Origin of the sequence: Pseudomonas sp. VA159-2, from assembly GCF_024126635.1 — a bacterium.
Classification (GTDB): domain Bacteria; phylum Pseudomonadota; class Gammaproteobacteria; order Pseudomonadales; family Pseudomonadaceae; genus Aquipseudomonas; species Aquipseudomonas muyukensis.
This window is the reverse complement of sequence record NZ_JAMYBV010000016.1, coordinates 101818-116219: the sequence shown is the minus strand read 5'-3', so window position 1 is coordinate 116219 and position 14402 is coordinate 101818. Positions and strand designations below refer to the sequence as shown.

The 14402-nt window shown below is 66.9% G+C and carries 11 protein-coding genes; 5 read left to right on the top strand and 6 right to left on the bottom strand.

Annotated elements, in window-relative coordinates:
• Nucleotides 1–420 precede the first annotated feature (420 nt).
• Entirely contained in the window at nt 421–1617 is a 1197-nt protein-coding gene (locus NJG22_RS16910; RefSeq protein WP_253096111.1) for a class I SAM-dependent rRNA methyltransferase, read from the top strand.
• Between the two features lie 274 nt (nt 1618–1891).
• Complete coding sequence (gene ilvD, locus NJG22_RS16905; protein ID WP_253096109.1) at nt 1892–3733, top strand: dihydroxy-acid dehydratase; 1842 nt, start codon at nt 1892–1894, stop codon at nt 3731–3733.
• A 177-nt stretch (nt 3734–3910) separates the two neighbouring features.
• Here the strand turns inward: ilvD and NJG22_RS16900 are convergent, their stop codons facing one another.
• Complete coding sequence (locus NJG22_RS16900) at nt 3911–4966, bottom strand: haloacid dehalogenase-like hydrolase (protein WP_253096118.1); 1056 nt, start codon at nt 4964–4966, stop codon at nt 3911–3913.
• 247 nt (nt 4967–5213) lie between these two features.
• On the opposite strand from NJG22_RS16900, the gene NJG22_RS16895 reads away from it, so the two are divergent.
• A complete protein-coding gene (locus tag NJG22_RS16895; protein WP_217851982.1) occupies nt 5214–6605 on the top strand; it encodes an L-cystine transporter in 1392 nt (463 codons plus the stop codon).
• A 110-nt stretch (nt 6606–6715) separates the two neighbouring features.
• On the opposite strand, the gene NJG22_RS16890 is transcribed toward NJG22_RS16895, so the two are convergent.
• Complete coding sequence (locus NJG22_RS16890; protein ID WP_253096107.1) at nt 6716–7231, bottom strand: dihydrofolate reductase; 516 nt, start codon at nt 7229–7231, stop codon at nt 6716–6718.
• A 54-nt stretch (nt 7232–7285) separates the two neighbouring features.
• Between NJG22_RS16890 and NJG22_RS16885 the strand changes: the two genes are divergently transcribed.
• Entirely contained in the window at nt 7286–8677 is a 1392-nt protein-coding gene (locus NJG22_RS16885) for a DUF2868 domain-containing protein (protein ID WP_253096105.1), read from the top strand.
• Entirely contained in the window at nt 8670–10034 is a 1365-nt protein-coding gene (locus NJG22_RS16880) for a GTPase/DUF3482 domain-containing protein (protein WP_253096103.1), read from the top strand. The genes NJG22_RS16885 and NJG22_RS16880 overlap by 8 nt, the downstream gene beginning before the upstream one ends.
• Nucleotides 10035–10201: 167 nt before the next feature.
• On the opposite strand, the gene NJG22_RS16875 is transcribed toward NJG22_RS16880, so the two are convergent.
• Genes NJG22_RS16875 through NJG22_RS24590 form a run of 4 tightly spaced genes read right to left on the bottom strand, consistent with a single transcriptional unit; the run spans nt 10202 to nt 14365 of the window.
• Entirely contained in the window at nt 10202–11224 is a 1023-nt protein-coding gene (locus tag NJG22_RS16875; protein ID WP_217851974.1) for a putative 2-aminoethylphosphonate ABC transporter substrate-binding protein, read from the bottom strand.
• 30 nt (nt 11225–11254) lie between these two features.
• Nucleotides 11255–12979 carry a putative 2-aminoethylphosphonate ABC transporter permease subunit gene (locus NJG22_RS16870; RefSeq protein WP_253096101.1) on the bottom strand — a complete coding sequence of 575 codons (1725 nt, stop codon included), beginning with the start codon at nt 12977–12979 and terminating at the stop codon, nt 11255–11257.
• Between the two features lies 1 nt (nt 12980).
• Nucleotides 12981–14039 (bottom strand): putative 2-aminoethylphosphonate ABC transporter ATP-binding protein, encoded by a 1059-nt coding sequence (locus NJG22_RS16865; RefSeq protein WP_253096099.1) that lies wholly within the window; start codon nt 14037–14039, stop codon nt 12981–12983.
• Nucleotides 14040–14080: 41 nt separating this feature from the next.
• Nucleotides 14081–14365, bottom strand: coding sequence for a hypothetical protein (locus NJG22_RS24590; protein WP_290445133.1), 285 nt, complete (start codon nt 14363–14365; stop codon nt 14081–14083).
• Nucleotides 14366–14402: the final 37 nt, after the last annotated feature.

The window sequence follows — 14402 nt, the reverse complement described above, 5'->3', positions numbered from 1 at the left end:
CAGCTACGCCGCATGGATCGCCGGGGCCGCTTCGCGGCCCTTTCCGACCGGTCCGGCGCCCCGGCAAGGCCGCTCCTACAGTGCGCTCACCCGCGGCTCGCGTACACCTTCTGACCGGCCCAACCAAACCTGTAGGAGCGGCCTTGCGTCGCGATGGGGCGCGCAGCGGCCCCAGGTTTCAGCTACGCCGCATGAATCGCCGGGGCCGCTTCGCGGCCCTTTCCGACCGGTCCGGCGCCCCGGCAAGGCCGCGCCTACAGTGCGCTCACCCGCGGCTCGCGTACACCTTCTGACCGGCCCAACCGAACCTGTAGGAGCGGTCCCTACAGGATGAAGCGATAAGCTCACGCTTGGTCGCAGGCGACAGCGAATCCGGGGCCGACGCGGTATACTCCCGCTCTTTTTTCCCGGAGCGACGTCATGTCCCTGCCCAGCCTTCGTCTCAAAGCCAACGCCGACCGCCGCCTGCGCGCCGGCCATCTGTGGGTCTACAGCAATGAAGTCGACGTTGCCGCGACCCCGCTGCAGGGCCTGAAGGCCGGCCAGCAGGCCATTCTCGAAAGCGCCAGCGGCAAGCCCCTGGGCGTGGTGGCCGTGAGCCCGAACAACCTGATCTGCGCGCGCCTGCTGTCGCGCGACGCCAAGCTGCCCCTGGACAAGTCGCTGCTGGTGCACCGCCTGAACGTGGCCCTGTCGCTGCGCGAGCGCCTGTTCGACAAGCCGTGCTACCGCCTGGTATACGGCGACTCCGACCTGCTCCCGGGCCTGGTGGTCGACCGCTTCTTCGACATCCTCGTGGTGCAACTGGCCTCGGCCACCATGGAAGCGCACAAGGACGACGTGATCGCCGCCCTGGTCCAGGTGCTCAAGCCCAGCGGCATCCTGTTCAAGAACGACTCCGCCGCCCGTGACGCCGAAGGCCTCGGACGCTATGTCGAGACCGTCTACGGCGAAGTGCCGGACTGGGTGGCGCTGGAAGAGAACGGCGTCAAGTTCGAGGCCCCGGTACGCGAAGGGCAGAAGACCGGCTGGTTCTACGACCACCGCATGAACCGCGCGCGCCTGGCCCCCTACGTCAAGGGCAAGCGCGTGCTCGACCTGTTCAGCTACATCGGTGGCTGGGGTGTGCAGGCCGGCGCGTTCGGCGCCAGCGAAGTGTTCTGCGTGGATGCCTCGGGCTTCGCCCTGGACGGCGTCGAGCGCAACGCCGCGCTGAACGGCATCAGCGAGAAGCTGACCTGCATCGAAGGCGACGTGTTCGAGGCCCTGCGCGAGCTGAAAGCCGCCGAGGAGCGCTTCGACGTGATCATTGCCGACCCACCCGCCTTCATCAAGCGCAAGAAAGACCTGAAAAACGGCGAGGCGGCCTACCGTCGCCTCAACGAACAGGCCATGCGCATGCTCAACAAGGACGGCATCCTGGTCAGCGCCTCGTGCTCGATGCACCTGCCCGAGGACGACCTGCACAACATCCTGCTGACCAGCGCCCGCCACCTGGACCGCAACCTGCAGTTGCTCGAACGCGGCGGCCAGGGCCCGGACCATCCGGTACACCCGGCGATCGCCGAAACCCGCTACATCAAGAGCATCACCTGCCGCTTGCTGCCAAACAGCTGATCTCTGCCAAAAAGGGCCGCCGAGCGGCCCTTTCCTGCTGCAATCTCCCGCCCAAGCCTGCACATCTGCATTCCCTCGCCGCGCCAGCGGTGTAGAATCGGCCTATTCATCGCCAGTCATCCCCGGCGGGTTTATGAGCTCTGGTCGAGCCTGCGGCGATCCCGCGCGGTCCTTCGACGCCCATCCTTGCCTGTGGCAACCGGCCCTCGGCGCATGAGGACAAGAGAAGCTCACTCCCCTATTAGTGACCTGATTAAGCCGCCAGGAGCGCTCCATGCCTGATTATCGTTCCAAGACCTCCACCCAGGGCCGCAACATGGCCGGCGCGCGTGCCCTGTGGCGCGCCACCGGGATGAAGGACGAAGACTTCAAGAAGCCGATCATCGCCATCGCCAACTCGTTCACCCAGTTCGTCCCAGGCCACGTGCACCTGAAGGACCTGGGCCAGCTGGTCGCCCGCGAGATCGAACGCGCCGGTGGCGTGGCGAAAGAGTTCAACACCATCGCCGTGGACGACGGCATCGCCATGGGCCACGACGGCATGCTCTATTCGCTGCCCAGCCGCGAGATCATCGCCGACGCCGTCGAGTACATGGTCAACGCCCACTGCGCCGACGCCATCGTGTGCATTTCCAACTGCGACAAGATCACCCCCGGCATGCTGATGGCCGCCCTGCGCCTGAACATCCCGGTGATCTTCGTTTCCGGCGGCCCGATGGAGGCCGGCAAGACCAAGCTGGCCAGCCATGGCCTGGACCTGGTCGATGCCATGGTCATCGCCGCCGACTCCACCGCCAGCGACGAGAAGGTCGCCGAGTACGAGCGCAGCGCCTGCCCGACCTGCGGTTCGTGCTCCGGCATGTTCACCGCCAACTCGATGAACTGCCTGACCGAAGCCTTGGGTCTCGCCCTGCCGGGCAACGGCTCGACCCTGGCCACCCACGCCGATCGCGAGCAGCTGTTCCTCACCGCCGGCCGTACCATCGTCGAGCTGTGCAAACGCTACTACGGCGAGAACGACGAATCGGTGCTGCCGCGCAGCATCGCCAACTTCAAGGCGTTCGAGAACGCCATGATGCTCGACATCGCCATGGGCGGCTCGACCAACACCATCCTGCACCTGCTGGCCGCCGCCCAGGAAGGCGAGGTGGCATTCGACCTGCGCGACATCGATCGCCTGTCGCGCAAGGTGCCGCAGCTGTGCAAGGTGGCGCCGAACATCCAGAAGTACCACATGGAAGACGTACACCGCGCTGGCGGCATCTTCAGCATCCTCGGCTCCCTGGCCCGTGGCGGCCTGCTGCACACCGACCTGCCGACCGTGCACAGCCGCAGCATGGAAGAGGCCATCGCCAAGTGGGACATCACCCAGACCGACGACGAAGCCGTGCACACCTTCTTCAAGGCAGGCCCGGCCGGCATCCCTACGCAAACCGCCTTCAGCCAGTCGACCCGTTGGGAAACCCTCGACGACGACCGCGAAAACGGCTGCATCCGCAGCGTCGAGCACGCCTACTCGCAAGAGGGCGGCCTGGCCGTGCTGTACGGCAACATCGCCCTGGATGGTTGCGTGGTGAAGACCGCCGGGGTCGACGACTCGATCCTGGTGTTCGAAGGCACCGCGAAGATCTTCGAAAGCCAGGACAGCGCCGTGCGCGGCATCCTCGCCGACGAAGTGAAGGCCGGCGACATCGTGATCATCCGCTACGAAGGCCCGAAAGGCGGCCCGGGCATGCAAGAGATGCTCTACCCGACCTCGTACCTGAAATCCAAGGGCCTGGGCAAGGCCTGCGCCCTGCTCACCGACGGTCGCTTCTCCGGCGGTACCTCGGGGCTGTCCATCGGCCACGCCTCGCCGGAAGCGGCCGCAGGTGGCGCCATCGGCCTGGTGCAGGACGGCGACAAGGTGCTGATCGACATCCCCAACCGCTCGATCAACCTGCTGGTCAGCGACGACGAGCTGGCCGCACGCCGCATCGAGCAGGACAAGAAGGGCTGGAAGCCAGCCGAAGCACGCCCACGCAAGGTGACCACCGCGCTGAAGGCCTACGCCCTGCTGGCCACCAGCGCCGACAAGGGCGCGGTGCGCAACAAGGCGATGCTCGAAGGGCTGTGAGGCGTTGAAGGCATGAAAAAACCGGCGCCTGGTGCGCCGGTTTTTTTATTGCCCTGTAGGAGCGGCCTTGTGTCGCGAAAGGGCCGCGAAGCGGCCCCAGCAATACAGGCGTCAACGCTGCAGTCCTGGGGCCGCTTCGCGACACAAGGCCGCTCCTACAGGTAAACGCGTCGTCGGCTACTGTATCTGCTCGGGCGTGACGATCACCCAGTTCTTGTCCGCCGTCACCGGCAAGCCTTGCTTGGCCTGGGCCGCCGCGTTCTTCGCGATCATCCCGTTCAACTGGTCCATGTACTTGGCCTTGCGGTTGATCCACAGGTGGATGCCGCCCTTGCTCACGTCGACACCGTGGAACTGCATGTAGCCATCGCTGGTTGGCGTGTCGCCGCCCACCAACACAGGTTTCTTCCACTCATCGATGTAGGTGAGGATGGCCGCCTGCTTGCCGGCCATCCAGGTCGCCGGGGTCCACAGGTAGGGGGTCAGTTCGAGGTGCTGGTTGGCCTTGGGGTCGTAGTGCCCGGCGCTGATCTGCTTGCGCGCGGTGGTCAGTGCGCCGCTCTGGCGATCCTTGAGCAGCAGGCTGACACCGATGACGTTCTGCGGTTTGACGTTGTAGCCGTACTTGGGGTCGGCGGCGACCATGCGCACCAGCTCTTCGGACGCCGCCGAGATCACATAGACCTCGATGCCGTTCTCCATCAGCTTGTTGTACAGCTCGGCCTGCCCGGCAAACACCTTGGGCGGCTGCACTTCGGTGGTCTTGACCTGGTCGCCGTCGAAGTAGGTCGCCGGCACCGGCTTGCCCGAAGCCATCAGCTCATCGACCTGGACCTTCAGCTCCTCGAGGGTGAAACCGGAGAACACCTGGGCCACCCACGGGTAGCAGACCATGTCGTCGACTTCGCACAGGCGGTAGTAGTAGCTGAACAGGCTCTCCTTGTGCTCGGCGGTATCCTTGAACGGCATCAGCTTGAGCGAAGGGTCGAGCTTGTCGCGGCTCAGCAGGCCCTTGTTCTCCATGAACGGCAGCAATGCCTCCTCGAGGTCGAAGCGGTAGCTGGTGTTGTCCATGTCGAACACCGCATAGTTGCCCTGGTTGGCATTGGCGGCAATCATCGCATCCAGCTGTTTCGCGGCCTCGGCGGGCCAGTGCTTGAGCTCGGTGGCCGCCCAGCCGTTGGCGCTGAGCAGCAAGGCCAGGCTGGCGGCGAGGATTCTCGGAGCAGACATCATGTGCAGTTCTCCCAAAGACGTGGCCGCTCAACCCTAGACCCGATTCGTGACAACCAGACGTTCGACACCGACCCCGACGCAACCGCAAACGCCATGTTGATTGCCAATAACGACAGGTCGTTATTCCATTAACGACTATGCAAATTACTTTTGGGTATAAATTCGTTTGTTTTCAGGCTGTTAGCATTTCCGTTCGTAATCGCTCACAGAGGCGATGCCTCTTCTGCCTTTTTCTGGAGCTTCAATGAACCTGCCCCTGTCACTCAACCTGCTGGCGTTCCTGGCCCTGCTGCTGGGCCTGGCACAAACCCGCCGCACCGACTGGAGCCTGGCTAAAAAGGTCCTGCTCGGCCTGGTGCTGGGCGTGCTCTTCGGCCTGGTCCTGCACACGCTGTACGGCGCGGGCCACCCGGTGCTCAAGGCCACCATCGCCTGGCTCGACCTGGTCGGCAACGGTTACGTCGGCCTGCTGCAGATGATCGTCATGCCGCTGATCTTCGCCTCGATCCTCAGCGCCGTGACCCGTCTGCACAACGCCTCGTCACTGGGCCGGATCAGCGTGCTGAGCATTGGCACCCTGCTGCTGACCACCGCCATCGCCGCCCTGATCGGCATCGCCCTGACCAACCTGTTCGGCCTCAGCGCCGAGGGCCTGGTGGCTGGCGTCCAGGAAAGCGCGCGCCTGCAAGCCATCCACAACGACTACGCGGGCAAGGTCGCCGACCTCAACATCCCGCAGCTGCTGCTGTCGTTCGTGCCGAGCAACCCGGTGGGCGACCTGGCCCGGGCCAAGCCGACCTCGATCATCAGCGTGGTGATCTTCGCCGTGTTCCTGGGCCTTGCCGCCTTGCAACTGATCAAGGACGACAAGGACAAAGGCGAACGCGCGCTGGCGGCCATCGACGTGCTGCAGGCCTGGGTGATGCGCCTGGTGCGCCTGGTGATGAAGCTCACCCCCTACGGCGTGCTGGCACTGATGACCAAGGTGGTGGCCAGCTCCAACCTGGAGGACATCCTCAAGCTGGGCAGCTTCGTGGTGGTTTCGTACATCGGCCTGGGCCTGATGTTCGTGGTCCACGGGGTGATCCTGGCGCTGACCGGGGTCAGCCCGTTGCGCTTCTTGCGCAAGGTCTGGCCGGTGCTGACCTTCGCCTTCACCAGCCGCTCCAGCGCTGCCAGCATCCCGCTGAGCATCGAGGCGCAGACCCTGCGCCTGGGCGTGCCGCAGTCGATCGCCAGCTTCAGCGCCTCGTTCGGCGCCACCATCGGCCAGAACGGCTGCGCCGGCCTGTACCCGGCGATGCTGGCGGTGATGGTCGCCCCGGCGGTAGGCATCGACACCTTCGACCCGCTGTGGATCGCCACCTTGGTGGCCATCGTCACCCTCAGCTCGGCCGGCGTCGCCGGGGTCGGTGGCGGCGCCACCTTCGCCGCGCTGATCGTGCTGCCGGCCATGGGCCTGCCAGTGGAACTGGTGGCGCTGCTGATCTCGGTGGAACCGCTGATCGACATGGGCCGCACGGCGCTGAACGTGAATGGGTCGATGACCGCCGGCGTGGTCACCAGCCAGTTGCTCAAGCAGACCGATCAGCAGGTGCTGGGCGGCGATGAGCATGCCGAGTTGAACCATTCCTGAGGCCGCATTCGCCGGCAAAGCCGGCGCCTACAGCTAATCGCGCCGCTCCGATTTTTCCCTGTAGGAGCGGCCTTGTGTCGCCAGAGGGCTGCGCAGCAGCCCCAGCAACCTCAAGCCCTGTCCCAGACCTCGAAGTGATAGGCAGGCTTGCCCTCTTCAGCCTGTGCCGCGCTCAAGGCCAGGTGCCACTGGCTGTTGTCGAATTCGGGGAACCAGGCATCCCCCTGCGGCGACAGCTCCACCCGGGTCAGGTACATCCGGCTCACCAGGCCCTTCTCCAGCGCCTGCGCATACAGCTGCGCGCCACCGATCAGCATCAGCTCATCGACACCCTGCTCCCGCGCCCACTGCTCGGCGCGTACCAGCGCCTGTTCCAGCGAGGCGAACACCTCGGCGCCTTCGAGCTGCAGCCCTGGCTGGCGGCTGACCACGATATTCAAGCGCCCCGGCAGCGGCCGGCCCAGCGAGTCCCAGGTCTTGCGCCCCATGATGATCGGCTTGCCCAGGGTGGTGGCCTTGAAGTACTTGAAATCCCCCGGCAAGTGCCAGGGCATGGAGTTGTCGATGCCGATCACACGGTTCTCGGCGAGCGCCGCGATCAGGCTGAGGGGGAGTGATGTATTCATGCCGGCGAGGATAGCACCGGGCACGTGGGTTATGCTTGCGCCCTGACCTGTGCAATGGAAGAGCTTGTGACCGCACTGACGCCACTCGACAAGCGCTGGCTCACCGAAGCGGTGCGCCTGCGCGAGGAACACGCCGGCCCCCTGGAAGACCAGGAGGCCAACCGCCGCGCCCGCCAGCAAGGCGGCGACCTGGCAACGCGCATCGAAACCCGCGCCCTGTGGCTGGCCGAGCGCGACGGCATGAGCACGGCGCTGCGTCACTGGAAACAGGGCGCGCGCCTGGCGCTGCTGGCTCTGCTGCTGTTCGCCGGGCTCAGCGGCGCCGGCCTCGGCATGGCCGCCTTGGGCGACGGCCAGCGCCCGGTCAACGTGTTCTGGGCCCTGGGCAGCCTGCTCGGGGTCAACCTGCTGTTGCTGATCGGCTGGGCGCTGGGTTTGCTGTTCGCGGGCGACCAAGGCGCGGCGCTGGGACGCTTGTGGCTATGGCTGAGCGAGCGCTTCGCCCGCGACGCCAAGGCCGCGCAACTGGCCCCGGCGCTGCTGGTATTGCTGCAGCGCCAGCGCCTGAACCGCTGGCTGCTCGGCCTGTTGGTGCATGGCCTGTGGCTGCTGGCGATGCTCAGCGCCCTGGGCATGCTCCTGGCGCTGCTGGCGACGCGGCGCTACGGTTTCGTCTGGGAAACCACGCTGCTGGCCGCCGAACCCTTCATTGGCCTGACCCAGGCCCTGGGCGCCCTGCCCGCGCTGCTCGGTTTCAACGTGCCAGACGCCGCGATGATCCGCGCCAGCGGCGACAGCCTGCCGGCCCTCGACCTGGCACGCCAGGCCTGGGCCAGCTGGCTGCTCGGCGTGGTGCTGGTCTACGGCCTGCTGCCGCGCCTGGCGCTGGCCGCGTTGTGCCTGTGGCGCTGGCGCCAGGGCCGCGCGCGCCTGGCCCTGGACCTCAACCTGCCCGGTTACGCGCCGCTGCGCGACGCGCTGATGCCACGCAGCGAACGCATCGGCGTGCAGGACGCCGCCCCCGAGGCATTGCCACGCTTCGCGGCCAGCCAGCTGGAAAGCGCCAGCAGCGGCGCCCTGCTGGTTGGCCTGGAGCTGGATGACCAGCGCCCCTGGCCCCCGGCACTGCCCAAGGGCGTGGTCGATGCCGGCGTGCTCGACAGCCGCGAATCGCGCAACAAGCTGCTGGAGCAACTCGGCCGCTTCCCGCCGGCACGCCTGGCCATCGCCTGCGACCCGCAGCGCTCGCCGGACCGCGGCAGCCTGGCGCTGCTCGCCGAGCTTGCGCGCAATGCTGGCGCCACGCGCGTCTGGCTGTTGCAGGCAGCGCCTGGCCAGGCCCAGGACGCCGCGCGCCTGGGCGACTGGCACGCAGCGCTCGACCGCCTCGGCCTGGCCCACGCCGACACCTCGCCCCTGACCTGGCTGGAGCATGGCCATGACTGAGCCGCTGAAACTGGCCGTGGTCGGCCATACCAATGTCGGCAAGACTTCGCTGCTGCGCACCCTGACCCGCGATGTCGGCTTCGGCGAGGTTTCGCACCGCCCCAGCACCACCCGTCATGTCGAAGGCGCACGCCTGTCGGTGGATGGCCAGCCGCTGCTGGAGCTGTACGACACCCCGGGCCTGGAAGACGCCATCGCCCTGCTCGACTATCTCGAGCGCCTGGAGCGGCCGGGCGAACGCCTGGACGGCCCAGCCCGCCTGGAGCGCTTCCTGCAGGGCAGCGAGGCGCGCCAGCGTTTCGAGCAAGAAGCCAAGGTGCTGCGCCAGTTGCTGGCGAGCAACGCCGGCCTGTACGTGATCGACGCCCGGGAGCCGGTGCTGGCCAAGTACCGCGACGAACTGCAGGTGCTGGCCGGCTGCGGCAAGCCGCTGCTGCCGGTGCTCAACTTCGTCGCCAGCCAGCACCACCGTGAGCCGCAATGGCGTGAGGCCCTGGCCCGCCTGGGCCTGCATGCGCTGGTGCGGTTCGACAGCGTGGCCCCACCCGAAGACGGCGAGCGCCGCCTCTACGAAAGCCTGGCCCTGCTGCTGGAGGAGGCCCGCCCAGCCCTGCAACGGCTGATCGACGACCAGCAGGCCCAGCGCCTGGCCCGCCGGCACAGCGGCAAGCGCCTGGTCGCCGAATTGCTGCTCGACTGCGCCGCCTGCCGGCGCGCCGTCGCCGCGGAACCGGCCGCCGAGGCCCAGGCCATCGAGGCCCTGCGTCAGGACGTGCGCCAGCGCGAGCAGCGCTGCGTCGAGGCGCTGCTCAAGCTCTACGCCTTCCGCCGCGAAGATGCCAACGCCGGTGACCTGCCGTTGCTCGACGGCCGCTGGGGCGATGACCTGTTCAACCCCGAGACCTTGAAGCTGCTGGGCGTGCGCCTGGGCAGCGGCGTGGCCGCAGGTGCGGCGGCGGGGGCGGGGGTAGACCTGCTGGTGGGCGGCCTGACCCTCGGCGCCGCCGCCCTGGCCGGGGCGATTGCCGGCGGCGCGCTGCAGACCGCGCGCAACTATGGATCGCGGCTGATGGGCAAGCTCAAGGGGCAGCGTGAGCTGACCGTGGACGACACGGTGTTGCGCTTGTTGGCGCTGCGTCAGCAGCAGCTGATGGTGGCATTGGAGGGGCGTGGGCATGCGGCGCAGGACAGCATTCGCCTGGCGGCGCCGGATGCCACGAGCTGGCGCGAGGGCAAGCTGCCCGAGGCGCTGAGCAAGGCGCGAGCACATCCGCAATGGTCGACGCTCAATCCCGGGGCCAAGGTCAACCAGGCCGAGCGCCAGGAGCAGCTGGATGCCCTGGTAGAGGAGCTGTAGACGGCGCCAATGCGTTCGTGGCTGACCACACCATAGCCACCCATGTCCTCGCCGTCGCAGCGCACTGGCCTGCGCCTGAGGCACGGAATGTTCGCCGGCAAGCCGGCTCCTACAGCGACCGGTAGGAGCCGGCTTGCCGGCGAACGAGGCCGCAGGCCTCGCCGGGCCTACTGCTGCGCGACTTTCTCCGACTTGCCGTCATAGCGCTTGCGCCATTCGCTGAGGATCTGGTCACGGTTTTTCGAGGCCCAGGCGAAGTCGTTCTTGATCAGGCGCTGCTCATAGTCGGCCGGCAGCTCGGTCTGCGGCTTGGCGATCCCTGGCGCGGCGAGCACGGCGAAGTTCTCCTTGTACAGTTCCATCGCCGCCGGGCTGGCCGAAAAGTCGGCCAGGCGCTTGGCCGCGTCGGTCTTGGGCGAGCCCTTGATCAGCGCCGTGGCCTCGATCTCCCAGCCCAGGCCCTCCTTCGGCAGCACGATGTCCAACGGCGCGCCCTGGCGCTTGAGCTGCACCGCCGGGTATTCGAACGAGATCCCGATCGGGAATTCGCCAGCCGCTGCCAGCTTGCACGGCTTGGAGCCGGAGTGAACGTACTGGCCGATGTTCTGGTGCAGCGCATCCATGTAGGCCCAGCCCTGGGGCTCGCCGAAGGTCTGCAGCCAGGCGCTGACGTCGAGGAAACCAGTGCCGGAGGAGGCCGGGTTGGGCATGACGATCTTGCCTTTGTATTCAGGCTTGGTCAGGTCCTGCCAGCTCACCGGCTTGCTAAGGCCCTGTTTCTCGGCCTCGACGGTGTTGAAGCAGAGGGTCGCGGCCCATACGTCCATGCCCACCCAGGCCGGCGGGTTGGCGGCGTCGCGGTAGTTTGCCGAGATCTTGCCCAGGTCTTTCGGTGCGTAGGCTTCAAGCATGCCGTTCTGGTCGAGAATGGCCAGGCTGGAAGCCGCCAGGCCCCATACCACGTCGGCCTGCGGGCGGTCTTTTTCGGCCAGAAGCTTGGCGGTGATGATGCCGGTGGAATCCCGTACCCACTTGATCTCGATGTCCGGGTTGGCCTTCTCGAAGGCCTGCTGGTAGCGCTTGAGCTGTTCGGCCTCCAGGGCGGTGTAGACGGTCAGCTGGGTGGCGGCCGAAGCTTGCAGGGTGAAGACGGCGGATACGGCAGCGGCAAGTGCGAAGGGCTTGAACATGGTGCGTTTCCTATGGGTATGGGCAGTCGGTCAGTGGCCGGGCGCGCGCTGGCGCCAGGCCTGGGAGCGGCGCAGCAGGCCGCGTGATGCGCCGGCCAGTACCAACGAAGCGGCGGCACTGGTGAGCAGGATCAGGGTGGACATGGCCGCGGCGCCGCCGACGTTGCCGGCATCGTCCATGTTCAGCACGGCGACGGCGGCAAGGATGGTGTCGGGGCTGTAGAGGAAGATCGCCGCCGACACCGTGGTCATCGCCGAGACGAACAGGTAGCGGATGATGTCCAGCAGCGCCGGCAGGCAGATCGGCACGGTGACGCGCACAAAGTGCTTGTACAGCGGCGCCTTGAGCGACAGCGCGGCGGCTTCGAACTCGCTGTCGAGCTGGCGCAGGGCGGTGGTGGCGGTCATCTGCGCGGTGGTCAGGTAGTGGGCGATGGTGCACACCACCAGCAGCGCCATGCTGCCGTAGAACACATGCAGCGGGTTGCCGGCCAGGTTGAAGAAGAACACGTAGCCCAGGCCCAGCACCAAGCCCGGCACCGCCATGGGAATGAAGCTGAGCAGGCGCAGCAGTTGGTTGAGCGGGCGCAGGCCCTGGGCCTTTTCCATCAGGTAGGCGCCGGTGAAGATCACCACGCTGCCGATCAGCGCCGTGCACAGGGCCATGGTCACGCTGTTGCGGTAGGCCAGCCAGCCGCCGCCGGCGGTGTCGTCGAACCTGTAGTGCTTGAGCGACAGCGACAGGTTGTAGGGCCAGAACTTGACCAGCGACGAGTACACCGCCATGCCGCTCACCACCAGCAGCACCGCGCACACCAGCAGCACGATGGCCAGAAAACAGTTGTCGCGCAGCTTCGACGGCTTAGGCTCGAACACCTGGGCGCGGCCACTCATGCCCTGGCCCTGGCGTCGGCGCAGCCAGGCGTCGACGGCAAAGCTGAGCAGCGCCGGCACCAGCAGCACCATGCCAATCAGCGCGCCGCGGCCAAACTGCTGCTGGCCGACCACCGCCTTGTAGGCTTCCAGCGCCAGTACCTGGTAATCGCCACCCACCACCACCGGCACGCCGAAGTCGGTGATGGTCAGGGTGAACACCAGGCAGAAGGCGGCGAACACGGCCTGGCGCGTGGCTGGCCAGGTGACGCTGAAGAACGCCCGGACAGGCCCGGCGCCCATGCTCGAGGCGGCATCGAACAGCCGTGCGTCGGCCAGCGACAGCGCCGACAGCAGGATCATCAAGGCATGGGGGAAGGTGTAGATAGCCTCGCCGAGGACGATGCCCCAGAAGCCGTAGATGTTGTCGCTGAGCAGCCCGCGCAGCAGGCCCTGGTTGCCGAACAGGTAGACCAGGGCAATGGCCGGCAGCATCGACGGTGCCAGCAGCGGCAGCAACGAAATACCGCGCCACAGGCCCTTGGCCGGTATCAGCGTGCGCTGCAGGGCATAGGCGAACAGGTAGGCCAGCGGCACGACGATGAGCGCGACGGTGCCGGCCACCGACAGGCTGTTGCCGAGCAGCCAGTGGAAGTTGGCGCTGGCAAACAGTTCACGGGCGGCCGGCAAGCCACCGCCCTGCCCGGCCTCAGCGCTGAAGCCTTTCCAGAAGATCGCCAGCAGCGGCAGCAGCACCGCCAGCACCAGCAGGATCAGCAGCAGGCTCTTGCCACCGACGACGAACAGGCGATCACCCAGGGCGACCCCGCGGCGCGGCGCGGCCTTGGCCTGGAAAAGCGGCTGGCTCATGGACGCGGCCATCTCAGGCAAACACCTGCAGGCTGTGCGGCGGCAGCGCCACCCAGATGTCCTGCGAGCCCAGGCGCGGCATGGCCTCCGGCGCCAGCTCGGCGAGCAGCGCATGCCCCGGCAGGGCCATGAGCTCGAAGCTCATGCGGCAGCGGTTGCCGAGGAAGGTGATCTCGCGGACTTTGGCCGGGAACAGGTTTTCCTCGTGCACCAGCGGGTTGACGGTGATCGCCTCGGGGCGGCAGAACAGGCGGCCGCTGCTGGCGCCCCCGGCGTTGCTCGCCAGGCGCATGTGCATGCCGCCGACCTGGGCATGGCTGTCGCCGCTGCGCTGGAACGGCAGCCAGTTGCCTTGGCCAACGAACTCGGCGACGAACGGCGTGGCCGGCTGGTCGTAGATGGCCTGGGGGGTAGCGTACTGCTCGACCTGGCCGTTGTTCATCACGGCGATGCGGTCGGCCATCAGCATGGCTTCGTCCTGGTTGTGAGTAACCATCAGGGTGGTGATGCCGAGCTGGCGCTGCAGTTGGCGCAGCTCGGTGCACAGGTGCTCGCGCACCCGGGCGTCGAGTGCCGACATCGGTTCGTCGAGCAGCAGCAGCGAGGGTTTGGGGGCCAGGGCGCGGGCCAGGGCGACGCGTTGTTGCTGGCCGCCGGACAATTGGCCGGGGTATTTCTTTTCGCTGCCCGAAAGGCCGACCAGTTCGAGCATTTCGGCGACCCGCTGGCGGGCGGCGTCGCGGCTGTCGCCGGTCAGGCCGTAGGCGATGTTGGCCTCGACGGTGAGGTTGGGAAACAGCGCGTAGGACTGGAACAGGATGCCGTAGTCGCGGGCCTGGGGTGGCAGTTCGGAGATGTCGCGCTCGCCGATGTGCAGGGTGCCGCGGTCCTGGCGCTCGAGGCCGGCGATGCAGCGCAGCAGGGTGGTCTTGCCGCAGCCGGAGGGGCCGAGCAGGCAGACCAGCTCGCCGGCGGCGATGTCGAGGGACACGTCGTTGAGCGCGGTGAAGGCGCCGAAGCGTTTGTGGATACCACGCACTTTCATCTGTGCGCCTGGGGTGACGTTGTTCATGGCCGGTCCTCATCGAAGCGATGGGAGCCATGCTAGGAAGGCTATGAGACGGTTGTATGGCGGTGAGGCCAAAGCGGCTGATAGTTGTATTGATGGATTTTGTACTGGCCATGCAAGTGCGAGCCGCTGGCTTTGGCTTTGGCTTTGGCTTTGGCTTTGGCTTTGGCTTTGGCTTTGGCTTTGGCTTTGGCTTTGGCTTTGGCTTTGGCTATCAAGAGGCTAGCGCCAACCCCTGCGAGCGACAGCTGCGCCAGCCCAGGCGCCGCCCGTAACTTCGCGACTTCAGGAGGCCGAACGCAGGCCTTGCGTAGGGAGGTGACGGGCATGGATGCCCGTCAAGCGCTGGGGCCCAGGATGGGCCCT